The organism is Marinomonas spartinae (assembly GCF_900089775.1).
GTDB lineage: Bacteria > Pseudomonadota > Gammaproteobacteria > Pseudomonadales > Marinomonadaceae > Marinomonas > Marinomonas spartinae.
Genome location: NZ_FLOB01000002.1, coordinates 514,991 through 533,031 on the forward strand (window position 1 = coordinate 514,991; position 18,041 = coordinate 533,031).

The 18,041-nt window shown below is 43.1% G+C and carries 17 protein-coding genes; 4 read left to right on the plus strand and 13 right to left on the minus strand.

All coding sequences use genetic code 11. The features are described 5' to 3' along the window. Positions 1-65: 65 nt before the first annotated feature. The 3 genes from MSP8886_RS06430 to MSP8886_RS06440 all read left to right on the plus strand — a co-directional run bounded on the left by MSP8886_RS06430 (position 66) and on the right by MSP8886_RS06440 (position 2,382). Positions 66-767: a hypothetical protein gene (locus MSP8886_RS06430; protein WP_139063096.1), complete on the plus strand. Its 702-nt coding sequence runs from the start codon at positions 66-68 to the stop codon at positions 765-767. A 136-nt stretch (positions 768-903) separates the two neighbouring features. Then, the gene (locus tag MSP8886_RS06435; RefSeq protein WP_067013885.1) at positions 904-1,677 is read left to right on the plus strand and encodes a hypothetical protein; all 774 of its coding nucleotides are present in this window, start codon (positions 904-906) and stop codon (positions 1,675-1,677) included. 87 nt (positions 1,678-1,764) lie between these two features. After that, entirely contained in the window at positions 1,765-2,382 is a 618-nt protein-coding gene (locus tag MSP8886_RS06440; protein ID WP_067013887.1) for a LysE family translocator, read from the plus strand. A gap of 17 nt (positions 2,383-2,399) precedes the next feature. On the opposite strand, the gene MSP8886_RS06445 is transcribed toward MSP8886_RS06440, so the two are convergent. The 3 genes from MSP8886_RS06445 to MSP8886_RS06455 all read right to left on the minus strand — a co-directional run bounded on the left by MSP8886_RS06445 (position 2,400) and on the right by MSP8886_RS06455 (position 5,245). Continuing rightward, the gene (locus MSP8886_RS06445) at positions 2,400-4,415 is read right to left on the minus strand and encodes a DNA topoisomerase III (protein ID WP_067013889.1); all 2,016 of its coding nucleotides are present in this window, start codon (positions 4,413-4,415) and stop codon (positions 2,400-2,402) included. Positions 4,416-4,482: 67 nt separating this feature from the next. Next, positions 4,483-4,974 carry a universal stress protein gene (locus tag MSP8886_RS06450; RefSeq protein WP_067013891.1) on the minus strand — a complete coding sequence of 164 codons (492 nt, stop codon included), beginning with the start codon at positions 4,972-4,974 and terminating at the stop codon, positions 4,483-4,485. Positions 4,975-5,026: 52 nt separating this feature from the next. Beyond that, the gene (locus MSP8886_RS06455; RefSeq protein WP_067013893.1) at positions 5,027-5,245 is read right to left on the minus strand and encodes a hypothetical protein; all 219 of its coding nucleotides are present in this window, start codon (positions 5,243-5,245) and stop codon (positions 5,027-5,029) included. Positions 5,246-5,438: 193 nt separating this feature from the next. On the opposite strand from MSP8886_RS06455, the gene bamJ reads away from it, so the two are divergent. Further along, positions 5,439-6,059: a BamJ family beta-barrel-assembly machinery protein gene (bamJ, locus tag MSP8886_RS06460; protein ID WP_067013895.1), complete on the plus strand. Its 621-nt coding sequence runs from the start codon at positions 5,439-5,441 to the stop codon at positions 6,057-6,059. Positions 6,060-6,158: 99 nt separating this feature from the next. On the opposite strand, the gene MSP8886_RS06465 is transcribed toward bamJ, so the two are convergent. The 10 genes from MSP8886_RS06465 to mnmA form a co-directional block, all read right to left on the minus strand. After that, complete coding sequence (locus MSP8886_RS06465; RefSeq protein WP_067013897.1) at positions 6,159-6,575, minus strand: GNAT family N-acetyltransferase; 417 nt, start codon at positions 6,573-6,575, stop codon at positions 6,159-6,161. An 11-nt stretch (positions 6,576-6,586) separates the two neighbouring features. Then, the gene (locus MSP8886_RS06470; RefSeq protein ID WP_067013899.1) at positions 6,587-7,792 is read right to left on the minus strand and encodes a cupin domain-containing protein; all 1,206 of its coding nucleotides are present in this window, start codon (positions 7,790-7,792) and stop codon (positions 6,587-6,589) included. 103 nt (positions 7,793-7,895) lie between these two features. Continuing rightward, positions 7,896-9,269, minus strand: coding sequence for an adenylosuccinate lyase (gene purB, locus MSP8886_RS06475; RefSeq protein WP_067013902.1), 1,374 nt, complete (start codon positions 9,267-9,269; stop codon positions 7,896-7,898). A gap of 166 nt (positions 9,270-9,435) precedes the next feature. Next, on the minus strand, positions 9,436-10,224 hold the full coding sequence (locus MSP8886_RS06480) for a hypothetical protein (protein ID WP_067013904.1): 789 nt from the start codon (positions 10,222-10,224) through the stop codon (positions 9,436-9,438). A 45-nt stretch (positions 10,225-10,269) separates the two neighbouring features. Further along, complete coding sequence (locus MSP8886_RS06485) at positions 10,270-11,061, minus strand: hypothetical protein (RefSeq protein WP_067013906.1); 792 nt, start codon at positions 11,059-11,061, stop codon at positions 10,270-10,272. A gap of 35 nt (positions 11,062-11,096) precedes the next feature. Continuing rightward, positions 11,097-11,882, minus strand: a complete 786-nt coding sequence (locus tag MSP8886_RS06490; protein WP_067013908.1) for a hypothetical protein — start codon at positions 11,880-11,882, stop codon at positions 11,097-11,099. A 117-nt stretch (positions 11,883-11,999) separates the two neighbouring features. Beyond that, entirely contained in the window at positions 12,000-13,238 is a 1,239-nt protein-coding gene (locus MSP8886_RS06495) for a hypothetical protein (protein WP_067013910.1), read from the minus strand. 257 nt (positions 13,239-13,495) lie between these two features. Beyond that, complete coding sequence (locus tag MSP8886_RS06500; protein ID WP_067013912.1) at positions 13,496-15,718, minus strand: NADP-dependent isocitrate dehydrogenase; 2,223 nt, start codon at positions 15,716-15,718, stop codon at positions 13,496-13,498. A 443-nt stretch (positions 15,719-16,161) separates the two neighbouring features. Then, positions 16,162-16,788 (minus strand): high frequency lysogenization protein HflD, encoded by a 627-nt coding sequence (gene hflD / locus MSP8886_RS06505; protein WP_067013914.1) that lies wholly within the window; start codon positions 16,786-16,788, stop codon positions 16,162-16,164. Positions 16,789-16,860: 72 nt separating this feature from the next. Then, positions 16,861-17,988, minus strand: coding sequence for a tRNA 2-thiouridine(34) synthase MnmA (mnmA, locus tag MSP8886_RS06510; RefSeq protein WP_067013916.1), 1,128 nt, complete (start codon positions 17,986-17,988; stop codon positions 16,861-16,863). Positions 17,989-18,041 lie beyond the last annotated feature (53 nt).

Below are 18,041 nucleotides of genomic sequence, written 5' to 3' on the forward strand. Positions count from 1 at the left end.
GTAAGACAGCACCGTTGTTTTAAATAGGTTCCATTTTACTGTTCACTGGATTTGGTAAGAATGTCATGATGAATAATATTGTACTCATTGTCGTTATTTGTCTGTGTGTTTCTTTTGCGATTTTGACCATTTTTGGTGTACTGAAATGGTATGAAAAACAACGCGAATTAAAAAAGAAAGCGACTGATCAGTTAGTAAATCGCTGTTATCGCATATTATCCATTTTGGATATCGTGATGGATCGTTATATGCCTCACCAGACAAAGTTGTTATTGGTTGACTACCTTTTGACGATTATTCCTAAATTGGGTTCCCATCAGCGTTACGGTCAGGAACTTGCCGATAAGCTACCAGAGTTATTTAAAATTCGTGATCAGTTAAAGTCGAGTGCTAAGTTAGCCGATAAGGGAAGAGTGACACAATCGGATCAATTGTCTAAGATTCAAGCATCGCTCTCTAGCTTGCCTGCATTGATCAAAGGCTTTGCGCTAAATGGTATTGTGGATAAGCAAACAGCGAAACAGCAAGTGGAATTGATTCGCTACGGAAATAGTCTTGCCTATCATGATTTGTTGGTTCATCAGGCAGACAGTGATGTGGATATGGACAAAAAGGCAAGAGCATTAGAAAAGTATCGGACTGCATTGGTTGAAATGGAAAAAGTTGCCGCTATAGGTGAAGCTCAAAAGGACATTGATCGTTTAAAGCGAATAATAGAGTCGGTTGAACAGGCATTATTTACGAATCGCTCAACAGGGGGTAGTTAGTACTTGGTTTGTAATGTGCTTCGGCAATATAATTGAAGAAGGTATGAGCATGTGTTCTTAACTTGGGGCAACTTATTCACATCTTCCTTTCCTCTTAAATAATGATTTTTGTAGCATTGAAGGCAATTTTTTTAATATGACGGCAGTGACAGTTACGGTTTTATTGCTTGTGATAGGCGGGTTTGTAGGGGTTGCAATCGTATTGCAGCTTAAAGAACAGGCTCGCATCGAAAAGCTCCGTAAAATCGCAAGTATTAATAACCAGATTCGTCAGGTGCGTCGTTATCTTGATGATTTACCGCCTCAATATCAGCCCAAAGATATGAGACTTTGGCTGTTTTCTCGTATGGTTACCCTCTATGATGAACTTATCCAGTTTGAGCCTAACTCAGCTCTTCAACGACGAAAAAGTCATTTAGAACAAGAAATGACAGAGTTTCAGTCGAGTAAGCAAAAGCGTCGAGCAAAGCCAATTAATGATGAGCTATTAATCATGGAATTGAAGCGCTTGTTGGAATCGTTCCACTTTTTTATCAAGCAAAGTGTGAAAGAGAAAACGTTAAATTCTGATACAGGTGCTCGTTACGAGGGGCTGCTTTTATTTTATAAGTACAAATTAAACGCCGATTTTCATGCCTACCTAGGTCGACAAGCCTTTTTAACAGGTAAAATGGACGCAGCCTTGTCTTCATATAAGGAAGCCTTATCGCAATTAGCCCCAGTAAAAGACAACCCTGAGACGCTGTCATCTATTAAGCAGCTAGAAGGGATTATTGATGAAATAGAAAAAGAGCTTGATGCGAAGCGAGAAGCAGAAGAGACCACTGTTGAAGATGAGGAGAGCAGCATCAATGACGAATGGGATAAATTCATGGACGACGCCACGTTTAAAGAAAAGAAACACTTCTAACCTAATCCACAGAATTCATCGCTTTGTGCTATCCAAAGTTCTATTTTTCACGTTATAGTCAGCTTTTAATATTAATAGGGTGATGCGGTGAATCTAGCTCTTTTAAGTGCGTTTATACCCACTTTTTTCTTTGTATCTATCACCCCTGGTATGTGTATGACCCTCGCAATGACATTGGGTATGACCATTGGGGTAAAGCGGGCGTTGTGGATGATGCTCGGTGAGCTGACAGGGGTTGCTATGGTTGCTGTTTTATCTTCCATTGGTGTTGCCGCTTTATTGCTGAATTACCCAAGCGCATTTACCGCATTAAAATTGCTTGGTGGTTTGTACCTTGCTTACGTTGGTATTCAAATGTGGTTGTCGAAAGGAAAAATGGCTATCAAAATGGAGTCGTCGGATCGAGTCGCTTCCGTGTTTGAATTGCTGTCTCAAGGTTTTGTGACAGCCATTGCTAATCCCAAAGGGTGGGCGTTTTTCATAGCATTGTTGCCACCTTTTTTAAACCCCAACCAATCCTTGGCAAGTCAGCTATTGATCCTCATCGCTATTATTCTTTGTCTTGAATTTACTTGCTTATTAATCTATGCCGCAGGCGGTCGCACGCTAAAATCCGTTTTGATGAAAAGTGGCAATGTGCGGATTATGAATCGTATCGCAGGGACGTTGATGATGGGGGTCGGAGGCTGGTTGGCGATAGGCTAACTTGCCACTCTACTGATTTAAGACGACGCTTTCGAGCGTCGTCTTGCGTTTGACGTCGCGGTTCTGCCCCCCGAGCTTTTATTGGTTGTGGCGGTTTTTCGGGTGCCTGTCGATTTTCTGTTGGTTGTGCCTTTTCGCTTGGTAAAAGGCTTTTTACTTGGGGCAGGAAGATTTTGTAGCGCAGAAGTAGGCATGTCTCGTGAGGAGCTAAGTAGTTGATTTAAATTTGTTTCTAAATTTTCCATAAAGGATTGATAGCTGGCCTCACCTAGGCTGATATTATTGAGAGCTGACTCCCATTTTGCCGTCATATCTGGGGTGACCAATTGCTCTGGTAAGCAATCGATAAAGGCTCGGCCCGTTTGGCTAGCGTGAATCTGTTTACCCTGCCTAGTCAAAAAACCTCGTTTAAAAAGCAATTCGATGATACTGGCCCGTGTTGCTTCAGTGCCTAGCCCATCTGTTTCTTTTAAGATAGCGCGAATGTCTTTGTCGGTGACAAATCGGCTGATGCCCGTCATGGCGGCGAGTAAGGTAGCGTCGGTGAAGGCAGCGGGGGGCGTAGTCACTTTTTCTTGCACTTGCCCTTGTGTACACCATAAGGCTTCCCCTTTCGACAACTTTGGTAGCTCGTGTTGGTTTTCGTCTTCAGAGTCTTTCGCTTTATTTTTGGCCGGTAAAAGGCTTTTCCAACCCAGCGAAATGGGAGTGTTGCCTTTGGCTTCAAAGAGTCCACCCTCTATTTCTAGCTTGATGTAAGAGGCCAAATAATCGTATTCAGGATAAAACTGCATAAGATATTGGCGAGCGATTAAATTAAAAACCAAGGCTTCTGTTTTTGATAATGAAGCAGCTTTGTGAGCTTGAGTCGTTGGGATAATCGCATGGTGGGCGGTGATTTGCTTATCATTCCAAGCCTTACTTTTAAGAGAAGCGTTTGCGTTTTCGGCTGCTGGCTGTCTGTCTCCACCAGAGCGTGCCAGTGCATTAATAATAGCGGGTGCATCTTTGTGTTGTTGGACGGGTAAATAACGACAATCGGAACGTGGATAAGTGATTATCTGATGACGTTCATACAGAGCTTGGCAGGTGTCTAGTACTTGTTGGGCAGATAAAGAAAAAGCCTTTGCTGCGTCGATTTGCAATGCCGACAAGTTATATGGCAATGGTGCACTTTGTTTCTTTTGCTTGTATTGTGCATCGATGACTCTAGCTGGCTTGTTGGTGATTCTGCTGGCGACATTTTGGGCCAGTGGCAAACTCAGAACGCGGTTTTCATCATCCATATAGGGTTGGCAGGCCTCACTGGGCAGCCATTTTGCTTGGAACAGGGCGCCCTGCGACGTTTGAACAGTTGCCCAGACTTGGTAAAAGTCTTTGGGCACAAACGCTTCTCGTTCTTTGTCTCTGGCGACTACCAAACCCAGTACTGGAGTCTGCACTCGGCCAATTGATAACACCCCTTGATAGCCAGCCTGACGGCCTCTAATTGTGTAAGCTCTTGTTAGATTCAATCCTAATAGCCAATCGGCTCGGGCACGGCCCAGTGCTGAGCGTGATAAGGCGGCGAACTCACTGTTAGGTCGTAAGTTGTTTAGGGCTTTTTTGATCGCAGTCGGGGTTAAATCACTAACGAGTAAACGCTGTGTGCTTTTTAGCTTTTGGGCGGGGACGTTAGTGTAGTGCAGTACTTCATCAACCAGTAACTGTCCTTCTCGGTCTGGATCGCCAGCGTGGACTAACAGACTGGCCTTCTTGATAAGTCTTTTCAGGATGCTGAGTTGCTTTTTAGTGCCGGACTTTTCTTGCCATTGCCAATCAGTTGGAATAATGGGTAAGTGATCTAGGCTCCACGACTTATAAGCAGGATTATATTGATGAGGTTCAGCTTGCTCTAGTAAGTGGCCGATACACCAGCTAATGCAATCGCCGTTGGGTAACCAAATGCAGCCTTCTTCTTTTTTTTGCGGGGAAGGGAGGGCGGCGGCGATAGCGCGAGCAAGACTGGGTTTTTCGGCAATATATAGAATCATAGATACACTTACTGTTTATATATACAGTAAGTGTATCTAAGATGGGTCATTCTGGCTAGTGTGTCTGTTATTTATGTGCTTTGATGGGTACAACCAGTACTGGGATATTGCTGTGGTGAATCACTTTGTTCGCAGTAGAACCAATGATCATTTGGCCAAAACGGCTATGATTACGGCTGTTCATAACAATAATATCGGCTTCCACTTTTTCAGCAACATGAATAATGGCTTCATAAGGGATGCCTTGTGCAATTTTAGTTTCAGGTGGATGAGCTAAGGCGGATAGCGCTTCTTTATTGTCATTAATGTAGTCGCTGAGTAACACCCTCATCTTTTCATTGATGTTTTTGACAGCCTCTTCGCGCATGGCTTTGGTGGTTTCTTCAGGCAGATAGTTGGTAATCATATTGGTTGCTTGAGCACCAAGTGGTTCAAGTACATGCATAACCACAACCTTGGCCTGATGGGCAAGGGCAAGGTTCATAACGTGCCCTAGCGCTGATTGAGTTTGGCCTTCTAAGTCGCAGGCGTAAAGGATAGTGTTGACTTCAGGTAACATGGAGACTCTCCTTGGCGTGTTGTTTATCTTCTATAAAAAGAGTTTATTCCTTTCACACTTTTATATGATGATCTAGATCATGTTTTAACTGTGTGGGTTGTATAATGTTGGCACTGGCTTGAGTCTGTAAGTTTTCCTGATATGTGTCGAATAGGAAACAACTAAATGAGACAATCAAGATGATGCCAACGAAGAGTAGTCCCCAGTAATCAATGGGTTTTTTATCATCTTTTTTATGGCTGACTTGCGATACAAAAACCTTAGCTTTCATGGTGAAGTGCCCCATTCCGTTGATAATGATAAATTGTAAATGATAATCAATATCATTAGCAAGCGTTATTTTTGTTTTGAAAGTAAGAGATAAGTTGATGGGTTTTTGGTGTGCCTGAAAGCCGGCTCTTTCCTGAGCTTACGGCTATGTTATGATAGCGCCTCAAATTTTTACAAATAAAGAGAGTATTTTTATGTCAGAACTGTCGTTCGACTCTAACCAATCTAAAATCGCTTATGGCATCGGTCGTCAAATTGGTGATCAACTTCGTGGTAGTGATCTTGGTGAACTATCCTTACCTCATTTGTTCGCAGCCATTGAAGATGCCCTAAATGGTGCTGAAATGCGTGTTCCAGGTGCGGAACTTGAAGCCGCTTTTGCTGAGCTTCAACAAAAAATGGAAGAGAAGAGTCGTGAGGCATCTCAAGCCAACATTCAGGCAGGTGCTGCTTTCCTAGAAGAGAATAAAGCAAAACCAGGTGTGACAGTGACAGAAAGTGGCCTTCAATACGAAGTAACACAAGAAGGAACTGGTGCAACTCCAGAGCGCAGCTCTACAGTACGTGTTCACTATGAAGGTCGCTTGATCGATGGACAGGTTTTTGATAGCTCTATCGCCCGTGGCGAGCCAATTGAATTTCCTCTAACGGGTGTTATTGCCGGTTGGACAGAAGCATTACAATTGATGAAAGAAGGCGCGAAATACCGTCTTACTATTCCTGCTGAGCTGGCGTATGGTGCTCAAGGTGCCGGTGCTATGATCCAGCCTCATTCTGTACTTCAGTTTGATGTTGAGCTAATTGCTGTTGTTTAATTAATCGCTTTTTAAATTAAAAAAAGCACAGCATAAAAAGCGAGCCTATCTAAAATGGAAGGCTCGCTTTTTTGTTTAAGCTAGATACCCATAAGAAGACTAAATCTCACGTTCCATACGGATATGCATTTTCCCTGCTTCTAGAAAAATTTTGCCGTCGGTTTTAAAGCGCTGCTTTTCATAAAAGGTCTGTACGTCTACTTGGGCATGTAAAAAGACATGTCGAATGCCCATTTCTCTGGCAACTTTGATCGCCCGATTGATTAGCATCTCGCCATAGCCCTGATGACGATAAGCAGGCAAAACGGCCAGACGGCTAATTTGACCATTTTCCGTTAAGCGGCAGGTGCCCGTTGGCACGGCGGTTGTACCAAATGAGACAAAGTGAACGGCGTCTTCATCTTGATCGTCCCATTCATCTTCTGGGGCAATGCCTTGTTCTATAATAAAGACTTGTTTACGCACAAATGTGAGTTGGTCTTTGCTACTGTTCCAATCGGATGTGAGTACCTTCAAGTAGGGTTCCTCTAGTCTTCTTCGTTAGCAACCAGTTCGATCACCCCTTGTTGACGAAGTAAAAAATGTAACAAGGGTTCTAGGTCTGGGTCTTGTGTTAAATCGAGTCCTGAAAAATCAAATTCGGTTTGGTCACAAATTGCTTGTATAAAAATTGCTAGGTCAGCATTCACCACCAAGCTTTCACCGTTGCAAAAGATTTGTACGCTATTGTTTGATTCTAGATCTTCTAGTAAATAGTAGCAGATTCGAGCATCGCCAGGGCGAATAAAGGTTTTTCCTTGAAGAGCGTGCTCAAATGCGGTGTCTAACTCCTGTTGGTTAAACGGCACTAAATATTCAGGGTATTTACTTTCGCTCATGGTTTCGCCAAGCCACTGAGCAAGCATGTCTGGTTGATTGATCAAACGGGCGAGTTGGCTTTGTAAGTTGGCGATATCGTCTTTGCTAATATGAGCACTATGTTGTCGAGCCGCTGTTTCGGGTGGAGCAAAGCGGTCTTTTGGGTTGTCGACTTCGCATAGTTTGTCACGAACCCCCGTCAACGCCTCTTGTATGCTGGGGGCGCGAAAGCCGATGGAGTAAGTCATGCATTCACTGTCAAGAGCTCGGCCATTGTGAGCAAAGTTAGGGGGCAAATACAGGATGTCACCGGCTTCAAGCTCCCAATCCATATTTGGATCCACAGGGAAGTTGTCTAAAATATGCAGCTGAATATTAGGGATGGCAGAGTCTTGATATTGATCCGGGGATAAGACTTGCCAACGGCGTTTTCCAGCCACTTGAACCAAAAAAACATCGTATTGATCATAATGAGGGCCAACACTACCGCCTTCGGTGGCGTAGCTGATCATTACGTCATCTAATCGCCAGCTTGGCAAAAATTGAAATTGCTCTTTCAGCGACTGAACCTCAGGTACCCAGTGGTCGACCGCTTGAACCAGTAGCGTCCACTCCTTTTCGGGCAATGTCGCGAAGGTGTCCTCGGTAAACGGACCTTGGCGCATTTCCCAAGGTGTGAGACCATTTTCAACGACAATGCGTGATTCAACTTCTTCTTCCATTGCCATGCCCGCCAACTCGTCGGCGTCGAGTGGTACGGTAAAATCAACAAGACCTGCGCGAATGAGAAGGGGCTTTTTCTGCCAGTATTCCTCGAGAAAGGTTTGTGCTGTTATGCCGCCAAGAATGCTCAATGGGGTGTTTAAGTCGCTCATTATTTGCTCATTACAATAAAGAAAGTGGGATCACTAAAAGGCAAAAAAGAGCCGTTTTAACGACTCTTTTTAATTGGCTTACTCTTATTAATTAGAGCAGGCCTTAGTTGCGAATGGCTTTTGCTTGTGCCACGGCGTTACCAATGTAGGTCGCAGGGGTAAGTGCTTTAAGCTCGTTCTTCGCTTTTTCAGGCAATTCCAGTGTATCAACAAAGGCTTCGATGGTTGCTTGGTCGATGGTACGGCCACGAGTCAGTTCTTTTAACTTCTCGTAGGGGGATTCAATACCATAGCGACGCATGACGGTTTGAATGGGTTCAGCCAATACTTCCCAAGCGGCATTCAGGTCTGCTTCAAGACGAGGTGCGTTGATTTCTAACTTGCTGATGCCTTTAAGAGTTGCTTGGTAGGCAATCAAACTGTGTGCCAAACCAACCCCTAGATTACGCAGCACAGTTGAGTCTGTGAGGTCGCGTTGCCAGCGAGAGATCGGCAGTTTCGCGCTAAGGTGACCCATGATGGCATTGGCAATACCTAAGTTACCTTCGGAGTTTTCAAAATCGATTGGGTTGACTTTATGGGGCATGGTGGAAGAGCCAATTTCGCCAGCAATGGTTTTTTGCTTGAAAAAGCCCATGGAAATGTAGCCCCATACATCACGGTCAAAATCGATCAATATGGTGTTGAAACGGCAGATCGCATCATACAATTCTGCGATGTAATCGTGTGGTTCGATTTGTGTGGTGTAAGGATTCCAAGTCAAACCTAGAGAAGTCACGAAGGCTTCAGCGTGCGCTTGCCAATCAACATCTGGGTACGCCGAAAGGTGGGCGTTATAGTTACCCACCGCACCGTTGATTTTGCCTAAAAATTCAACGTTTTCGATTTGCTTAAGTTGACGCTTCAAACGCGCCGCAACGTTGGCCATTTCTTTACCAACGGTTGAGGGGGAGGCGGTTTGACCGTGAGTACGAGACAACATAGATTGTTCTGCATGCTCAAGCGCTAAATCTTCAATTGCTGTGATTACCTTATTCAGCTCTGGGGTAATGCCTTCTTCCAGTGCTTCACGGAGCATCAGCGCGTGGGATAGGTTATTAATATCCTCAGAGGTACAAGCGAAGTGAACAAACTCAGAAATCGCCGCGAGTTCAGCATTGTCAGCCATTTTATTCTTGATAAAGTACTCAACCGCTTTGACATCGTGGTTCGTGGTTTTCTCAATGTCTTTAATCGCTTGGGCATCGGCTTCGCTAAAGTTCTCAGCGAGCTGATCTAGCAAAGCGCTTGCATCGCTGCTAAGTGCAGGTACTTCGGTGATTTGTGGGTGTTTGGCAAGAGCCTGTAGCCAGCGCACTTCCACTATAACACGCATACGTAGCAACCCGTATTCGCTTACTGAGCGACGCAATACGTTGGTTTTCGATCCGTAACGACCGTCTATGGGGGAAATCGCATTTAAGCTAGTTAATTCCATTGAGATAACGCCTCGAACATGGTTTTCAGGGAGCCGCTATTATAGGCAAAAGGGGGGCGTACTTCTATGGTAAGGGGGAATCTTTATAAGCCGTTAGTATAAGGCTGCCCCGTGTAGTAGCCTTCTGCGGAGGGAGACCTTTGTCGAAATAAAGACCCAATAATCTTTAATTGAGCAAGGGCGTCTGCTCTTCAGGGATGTCAGTTAAAGTAACGGATTCCATAATGCGCCTTTCTGACTCTTCAGCATGTTTTGACCATTTTTTATACTTATTTGATCGATCAACTCGATAGTTAAATTCTATTTCTAAAAAGCTGGTTGGGCTAAGTGGTAAGCAATAAAAATTTGTGTGCGATATTCTATTTCCTTTTAACTCTTGATAAAAGATCCATTTTTTATTATTGAAGTTTTGTTTTTTGGCTGGAGAAAGAGGCTGTTTACCTTTGGCTTCTACCCATCCATCCATTTCTTCTTTTAGTTCCTCTTCACTTACTGGAGGATAGTGTTTACTAAATCGTTCTTTTACTGCTTTTCTGATTTCTGTATTTTTTCCATTAGGGCCATTATGAAAATCTTCATATTCTTGTACCACAAAGTGAGATAAAGCCTCTAAATCGGTTACATCAATTTTATTAGTTTGCTTAATACGAGGTTGGCAGCTCAACATACCGTATTCACTGCTGGTGCCAACTGGAACAACAGGCAGATACATCCAGTTCTTGGTGAATATAATCACAAACTTATGCTGATCATGGTGTTGGGCATTTTCCTGAAACCATGTTGTTGAATCGTATGGAAAGTGTTTGTCTATTGCTTTGGGAGCTACGACCATATTGTTATCTGGAACTATCATAGATAGTTGTTTATTGCCTAATAGAACAATGCGTTCAGATGGGAAAGCAAAATCTGACCCACCGATAAAACCGCGATGCAAATTTTTAATCTGTTTGATCATAGCTTTATCATCATCCTTGCCTTTGATATATGGATTCCCTAAGTGCTAATTAAGCAGGTTAATTTGTTCTTCTGGGATATCGGTTAAACTCACTGACTCCATAATGCGCCTTTCTGACTCTTCAGCATGTTTTGACCATTTTTCGTATTTATCATATCGATCAACACGGTAGTTAAATTCTATTTCTAAAAAACTGGTTGCGCTAAGTGGTAAACAGTAAAAATTTGTATGAGATATTTTTGTATTATTCTTAAACTCCTGATAAAAAACCCATATTCTCTCATTAAATTCTTGTTTTTTTGCTGGAAGGAGTGGGGTCTTTCCCCTAGCTTCTACCCATCCATCCATTTCTTTCTTTAATCTTTCCTCACTTGTAGGAGGAGGGTATTTAGTTAGTCGTTCTTTTACTCCTTTTCGAATTTCTGTGTTGATACCGTTAGGGCCGTTATGAAAATCTTCATATTCTTGAGTGACGAAGTGAGATAAAGCCTCTAAATCGGTTACATCAATTTTACTCGTTTGTTTGATACGCGGCTGGCAGCTTAACATGCCATATTCGCTGCTGGTGCCAACAGAAATAACTGGTAAATACAACCAATTTTTGGTGAAAATAATCACAAACTCATGCTGAAGATATGTTTGAGCATGTTCCTTAAACCAAGCTTGTGAGTTGTATGGGAAGTGTTTATCTATGGCTTTAGGAACAACAGCCATATTGTTGTCAGGAACCGTTATAGAGAGTTGTTTGTTCTCTAATAGAACGACTCGTTCAGCAGGGATAGAAAAATCAGGCCCTCCGATAAAGCCACGATGTAAGTTTTTAATGAATTTAATCATAGCCTTACCTTTTCCGTCTCGTTACTTTCAAAGAGCTAGTTGAGAAGATTAACTTGCTCCTCAGGTATGTCCGTTAAAGTAACCGACTCCATAATCCGCCTTTCTGACTCTTCGGCATGTTTTGACCATTTTTTATATTTATCTGATCGATCTACATGGTAGTTAAATTTAATTTCTAGAAAACTAGTCGAGCTAAGTGGTAAACAATAAAAATTGATATGTGATGGATGGTTAGTTCTTCCCTCCTGATAAAAAATCCACTTTTTATTATTAAAGGTTAGCAATTTTGCTGGAGGTAAAGGTGGACGGCCTACCATTTCGATAGACTCATCAATTTCTTTTTGTAATTCAGCATCTGTTACATTTTTTAGCCTACTCATACGTTCTTCTATTTCTTTTCTTATTTCAGCATTTCTTCCATCGGGCTGATTATGAAAGTCTTTATATTCTTGAGTGACGAAGCGAGATAATGCGTTCAAGTCTGTTACATCGATTTTATTGGTTCGCTTGATACGAGGCTGACAGCTTAGCATGCCATATTCGCTGCTGGTACCAATTGGTATAACGGGTAGGTACATCCAGTTTTTGGTGAAAATAATAACAAATTCATGCTGAAGATACGTTTGAGCATGTTCTTTAAACCAAGCTTTTGAGTCGTATGGGAAGTTTTTGGCTATCGGTGTGGGGACAACTGCCATGTTGTTATCTGGAACTGTTATGGACAGCTGTTTGTTCCCTAATAGAACAACTCGTTCAGCAGGAATGGAAAAGTTCGGCCCACCGATAAAGCCACGATGAAAGTTTTTGATGAGTTTAAGCATAGTTTACTTTGCCATGTTGTTTTGTGAGTGGCTTTCGCGCCTATCGATAATTACATACCATTGGTATTCAATAAGGCTTTTTAAATCACATGTAGAACACCAAAAAATATGTATTTCCTAAGAGTGAAGGTATTTGGTTGGATTTTTACGCATTTCCATTCTATAAAATCTATCACCGCTTGGTAATTGTCGTAAGAAGCGGTTTACTTCTTTGGCTTGGTCTCGATACCCTAACATGCGTAATTGCTCTGCATAGGTCTCTAGCCCTAAAAATGGCAGTGTATGTGGGCTTGCTCCTGCATCGTCTCCAAACACTAATTTACCGAATTTTGTAGACCTTGCAAGGCTACTATTAGATAGATCGTTTGGACCAAATACGTTGGGTACTACATCAAACGGGTTGTTGCGTACGCTATTAATCTTTAGTCCTGCTTGTCTTGCGAAATTCTTTAGTCGTTCTACTTGGGCGCCAGAGCCATGAACTGCCAGTTGTTGCGTGGTAAGTGGGGTTTGATTGTTTCTTTTATGATAAATCTGCAGGGCTGTGCTGAAGATGATTGCCCCTTGGCTGTGGGCTACCCATTTAACATGCTTCCCTTGTCGCTGGTTTTGCTCTAGTACACTCGCGAGATGTTGTGCATTATGGGTTTTTCTACCTAAGGTCTTATCGAATACACACTCAATGCCGTCCAGTCCTTTTCCGTCGCTGGGGTTATGGAATAGGGTATAAGCTTGTATATTATCAGAACGATAGGCCGCATCCACATGGGTTCCCATCAACCAAGTGGCTTTTGCTAATTCATTTTGCATGCCATTCACCGCAGCATGAGATGTTTTTATATTACTAACTGGACTAGGGGTGGTTGTGTCCCAAGCCTCTCTAAGAGCATCTATTTCATTTTCCTTTAGTGCTTTATTGTACCTAGCATTTGATAATCGATTAACTTCATACAGCATGGTCCGCTCGTGTGAAGAGGTTCCTTTCGGTCCATGCAGTTGTTTGTCGAAAAAGATGTCACCAATGACAATGAAGCCATTGACTATCTCAAATTGAATTAAATAATGGTAGCTGCGAAAGGGGTATTTATTACGCCATATACGACGCAGAGGATTGCGACTGTGCTTGGTCACACTTGGGGCGTATGGGTTAGAGTAAATTTTGAGAATGTCTTTAACCACCATATCCATATCATAGCTATTGAGGCGAGATAGCATGGCTAATGCCTGACAGGTAAATTTTACTCGATTAAATGGGAAACTGGACGGCAGTGTAACATCGTATTCTCGGCACGTCTTAACATCCAATGGGATAATGGAATCCGCTGTGATTTTGTTGTCTAATTTTTCCCAAGACATAATTTATATCCTCCTTAATAATATTCCCCGTAGGTTATATTTTTCGTTTTGAATTGTAAAGATACAAGCTTAAGTGAAAGGGTCTATAGAATGTAAAGTTGGGTGTGCATTTTTAAACTTATGCCTTTTCTATCTTTTTATAGCGTTATTTTTTCACACTAAAAGATAAAAAATCCCAAGTAGCCAAGCCACTTGGGATTTTTAGTGTGATATCAGATAAATAGTTCTATCTGATATCTAGGCGTCTTTAGTGACGATTAAAGTGTTGCTAATGCATCGTTGAAGGTCGTGCTAGGACGCATGATTTTAGCCACTTCCTTAAGGTCCATATGGTAGTAGCCAGATAGACCAGAAGGTTTGCCTTGTACTGCGGCAAGTTCTTCAACGATTTTGTCTTCGTTGTCAGCAAGTTGCTTAGCAAGTGGCGCGAATTTCGCCGCAAGGCCTGCATCTTCTGTTTGCGCTGCCAATTCTTGAGACCAGTAAAGTGCTAGGTAGAAGTGGCTACCACGGTTGTCGATTTCACCCGCTTTACGTGAAGGTGACTTGTTGTTGTCTAGCAATTTACCTGTTGCTGTATCTAGGCATTTCGCAAGAATTTTTGCTTTCGCATTGTTGTGCTTGATGCCAAGTTCTTCGAAAGACACTGCCACAGCTAGGAATTCACCTAAAGAGTCCCAACGAAGGTGGTTTTCGTTAACAAGCTGCTGAACGTGTTTAGGAGCAGAACCACCTGCACCCGTTTCGTACATGCCACCGCCGTTCAACATAGGAACGATGGACAGCATTTTCGCAGACGTACCAAGTTCCATGATTGGGAACAAGTCGGTTAGGTAATCACGTAGCACGTTACCTGTTACAGAAATGGTGTCTTTACCACGAATGATGCGTTCCATAGAGAAACGGATTGCTTCGTTGTAAGGCATAATACGAATGTCTAGACCTTCTAGATCGTGATCTTTTAGGTAAAGTTCCACTTTTTTGCGTAGTTGAATATCGTGAGCACGATCTTCTTCTAACCAGAATACAGCGGGTGTGTTAGATTGGCGAGCGCGAGTAACGCCGAGTTTTACCCAGTCACGGATTGGTGCATCTTTGGTTTGGCAAGCACGCCAAATATCACCTTTTTCAACATTGTGTTGCATCAGAACGTTGCCATTGGCATCGACAACACGCATCACGCCGTCATCTGTCATTTCGAACGTTTTGTCGTGAGAACCGTATTCTTCTGCTTTCTGCGCCATTAACCCTACGTTTGGCACGGTGCCCATAGTTACAGGATCAAACGCACCGTTTGTTTTACAGAAGTTGATGGTTTCTTGGTAAATTCGGGCGTAAGTGCTCTCTGGCATAACGGCTTTTGCGTCGTGTGCTTTGCCATCACGGCCCCACATTTTACCTGAGTTACGAATCATCGCAGGCATAGAAGCGTCAACGATGACGTCGCTTGGTACGTGTAGGTTAGTGATGCCTTTATCAGAATCTACCATCGCAAGTTCTGGACGAGTGTTGTAAACGTCTTGAATGGCTTGTTTGATTTCTGCTTGTTTGGCTTCAGGAAGAGATTGGATCTTGTCGTAAACGCTACCTAAACCGTTTCTTGGGTTAACGCCGATTTCGTTGAAAAGTTCGCCATATTTTTCAAAGACGTCTTTATAGAAAACGGTTACCGCGTGACCAAAAACGATTGGGTGAGACACTTTCATCATGGTTGCTTTAACGTGTAAAGACCACATGATGTTGTTTTCTTTAGCATCTTGAAGGGTTTCTTCAAAGAAGACGCGAAGTTTTTTGCAGCTCATGTTCATGCTGTCTAGTACTTCACCGGCAACAAGAGGAAGAGACTTTTTCACCTCAACAGAGCCGTCTTGACCGACGAATTCTAAACGAACGGTTTGATCCACATCTGTTGTGATGGATTGCTCAGAAGAGAAGAAATCTCCGCCACGCATGTAGTCGGCGTGAGAAGTCGATGTTTTGCTCCATTTACCCATTGAGTGAGGGTGTTTACGGGCATAGCTCTTAACGGCTGCTGGTGCGCGACGGTCTGAGTTACCTTGACGCAATACAGGGTTAACCGCACTGCCTAGTACTTTAGCGTAACGAGCTTGAACCTCTTTCTCTTCGTCTGTTTGTGGATTTTCAGGGTATTCAGGAAGGCCGTAACCTTCGGCATTCAATTCTTTTATGGTAGCGTAAAGCTGTGGCAATGAGGCACTGATGTTCGGCAGTTTTACAATGTTTGCTTCAGGGTCTGCTGTTAGGTCGCCAAGGAATTTTAGGCCATCTTCTGCTTGCTTGTCCGCTGGAAGACGATCAGCAAACGCGGAAATAACGCGGCTTGCTAAAGAAATGTCAGTGAGTTTTAGTTCAATGTCTGCTTCTTTTGCGAAAGCGCCAAAGATAGGCAGTAGAGAAGCTGTCGCCAATGCCGGAGCTTCGTCCGTGAATGTGTAGTAGATGGTTTGTTTCGTTGACATGTAATTCCCCTAACGTTTTAGGCTACTAATGAGCCAATAAAATAGAAGCTGACGTAGACCGTCATGGTAAATGTGTGTGAGGCAGTGCTTTACCAGATTAAGCAAAATGCACTCTGAAACTTTTGCACGACTACTGCGCTTGCCAATACTTTGTTAAAAACAGACTCAAAATGCTCATTTATCGCTATAAACTCCGCTTTCTCGTCTGTTTTTGCCGTGTCTTAGCGTCGCTCATGACATCGTGCAAAGGTCTCACTCTATAATATTATTTTGCCCAACATACTACCTAAAAAAAAATGCCAGAGATATCGGATAAAAATATACTCATAATTGATGTGAGTTATTCTCATATCGTTAGACAGAGGTTGGGCATGGATTTTTATCGTATTTTTGTCCTGTTTATGTCACTTGCAATACACTATATATGGCACTGTCTCTTTTGGCTAACGGGCGTCTAAGGCGTTTAATAAAGCTTTTCGCTTGAAGATTAAATGCCAACGTTTACCGCCTAATTGGCGCCATAGCATCGCGGCTCGAATGCCCGTTAGTAACGTGGCTCGAACCTGATTAGAAATTGCCGGTTGCTGAAGCAGACGGCTATCACCTTGCACCTGAATACGAAAAGTCATTGTGCTTAAAGTATCCTGATAGATCCCAGAGACCGCAGCCATCATATTTTCGTGTAATACATCGTCGTAATGGGCTTTTTGGCGGTCTAATTGTTGAATACCTTTACCTAATGCTGAGAGGATAGCGTCCTCTTTGGCTAGTTTGCTTTCTAAATGAATCAGGCTTAGAGCGTAACGAAGCGTATCTGGATTAACACTGGCGCGTTCCTTACCCAGTGCTTGACGAGCAACGCGTCGACCTAGTGCAAGGTTGCTTTTGCAATCCCATTGACCACCGTAGATGTCTTCTGTCGAGTCTGGGTTGACCACTAAAATACTGTCTATCAGTGGTTTTAAGTAATTTTTATCAAGTTTGCCCGTTTTGGCCAAGGTGGCGACGAGTTCCGCCGCTTGAAAAATCGCGGATAGGGCAATGGTTTGCTCTTTTTCTTGTTGACTCAAAATACACCGTCTCTTAAAAATGCGTCTCTAAAAAATGAATACATATCCATGACTGTTTGTCTTTGCTGGTTATTACTTATTAAATGCGACATTAATAATGCCGCCCCCTAAGCAAAGGTCGTCAACATAAAAGACGACGGATTGTCCTGGGGTAATGGCGCGCTGTGGTTCTTTAAATGAAACTTCCACTCGACCATCCGCCAATTCATGAATGGTGCAGTCTTGATCTGGCTGACGATAACGACATTTTGCCTTGCAAGTCAGCGGAAAGTTTGGCTTCTCACGAGCTACCCAGTCAAAGTTGTCAGCAATCAGGTGAGTTTTAAATAGGGACTCATGCTGACCGCCTTGGGTAACAATCAAAACGTTGCGCTTTAAATCTTTTTCTACCACATACCAAGGTTCATCTGGGTAATTAGATAAACCACCAATACCTAAGCCTTGGCGCTGACCAATAGTGTGGTACATTAAACCAAAGTGCTTACCGATTTTATCGCCTTCAAGGGTTTCTATATCGCCCGGTTGGGCGGGCAAGTATTGCTCAAGAAAATCTTTAAAGCGTCGCTCACCAATAAAACAGATTCCCGTGCTGTCCTTTTTATTGTGAGTCACTAGACCAAATTCTTCTGCTAAACGTCGAACTTCCGGTTTTTCAAGCTCGCCAACAGGAAAGAGAGATTTACCGATTTCCTCTTTTCCAACCGCGTATAAAAAGTAGCTCTGATCTTTGTTGTTATCCAGTCCCTTTAAGAGAACGGGTTCGCCATCTTTTTCGCCACGGCGAACGTAATGGCCTGTGGCTATGTAATCGGCACCCAGTTCTAGGGCATATTCCAAGAAAGCTTTAAATTTGATTTCTTTATTGCACAGAATATCTGGGTTGGGGGTGCGTCCGGCTTTGTATTCCGCTAAAAAATGCTCGAACACATTGTCCCAATATTCCGCCGCAAAGTTAGCCGTATGGAGTTTAATTCCGAGTTTGTCGCTGACGGCTTGAGCATCCGCTAGATCTTCTTTGGCGGTGCAATATTCTGTGCCATCGTCTTCGTCCCAGTTTTTCATAAACAGGCCTTCAACCTGATAACCCTGCTGCATCAGAATCAGTGCTGATACGGAGGAGTCGACACCACCAGACATCCCGACGATGACTTTTTTGTCGTGGTTGGCTGGTTGATCTGTTAGGTAGTGGCTTTCTTTCATGACCGGTTTTTTCTCATCGAACGAAGAGGCATCGCCTCAGTGAATAGGATGGC

Coding starts and splice junctions, on each gene's coding strand:
- MSP8886_RS06430 (WP_139063096.1), top strand. CDS start 66: ATGATGAATAATATTGTACTCATTGTCGTTATTTGTCTGTGTGTTTCT.
- MSP8886_RS06435 (WP_067013885.1), top strand. CDS start 904: ATGACGGCAGTGACAGTTACGGTTTTATTGCTTGTGATAGGCGGGTTT.
- MSP8886_RS06445 (WP_067013889.1), bottom strand. CDS start 4,415: ATGATTCTATATATTGCCGAAAAACCCAGTCTTGCTCGCGCTATCGCC.
- MSP8886_RS06450 (WP_067013891.1), bottom strand. CDS start 4,974: ATGTTACCTGAAGTCAACACTATCCTTTACGCCTGCGACTTAGAAGGC.
- MSP8886_RS06455 (WP_067013893.1), bottom strand. CDS start 5,245: ATGAAAGCTAAGGTTTTTGTATCGCAAGTCAGCCATAAAAAAGATGAT.
- bamJ (WP_067013895.1), top strand. CDS start 5,439: ATGTCAGAACTGTCGTTCGACTCTAACCAATCTAAAATCGCTTATGGC.
- MSP8886_RS06470 (WP_067013899.1), bottom strand. CDS start 7,792: ATGAGCGACTTAAACACCCCATTGAGCATTCTTGGCGGCATAACAGCA.
- purB (WP_067013902.1), bottom strand. CDS start 9,269: ATGGAATTAACTAGCTTAAATGCGATTTCCCCCATAGACGGTCGTTAC.
- MSP8886_RS06480 (WP_067013904.1), bottom strand. CDS start 10,224: ATGATCAAACAGATTAAAAATTTGCATCGCGGTTTTATCGGTGGGTCA.
- MSP8886_RS06485 (WP_067013906.1), bottom strand. CDS start 11,061: ATGATTAAATTCATTAAAAACTTACATCGTGGCTTTATCGGAGGGCCT.
- MSP8886_RS06490 (WP_067013908.1), bottom strand. CDS start 11,882: ATGCTTAAACTCATCAAAAACTTTCATCGTGGCTTTATCGGTGGGCCG.
- MSP8886_RS06495 (WP_067013910.1), bottom strand. CDS start 13,238: ATGTCTTGGGAAAAATTAGACAACAAAATCACAGCGGATTCCATTATC.
- MSP8886_RS06500 (WP_067013912.1), bottom strand. CDS start 15,718: ATGTCAACGAAACAAACCATCTACTACACATTCACGGACGAAGCTCCG.
- mnmA (WP_067013916.1), bottom strand. CDS start 17,988: ATGAAAGAAAGCCACTACCTAACAGATCAACCAGCCAACCACGACAAA.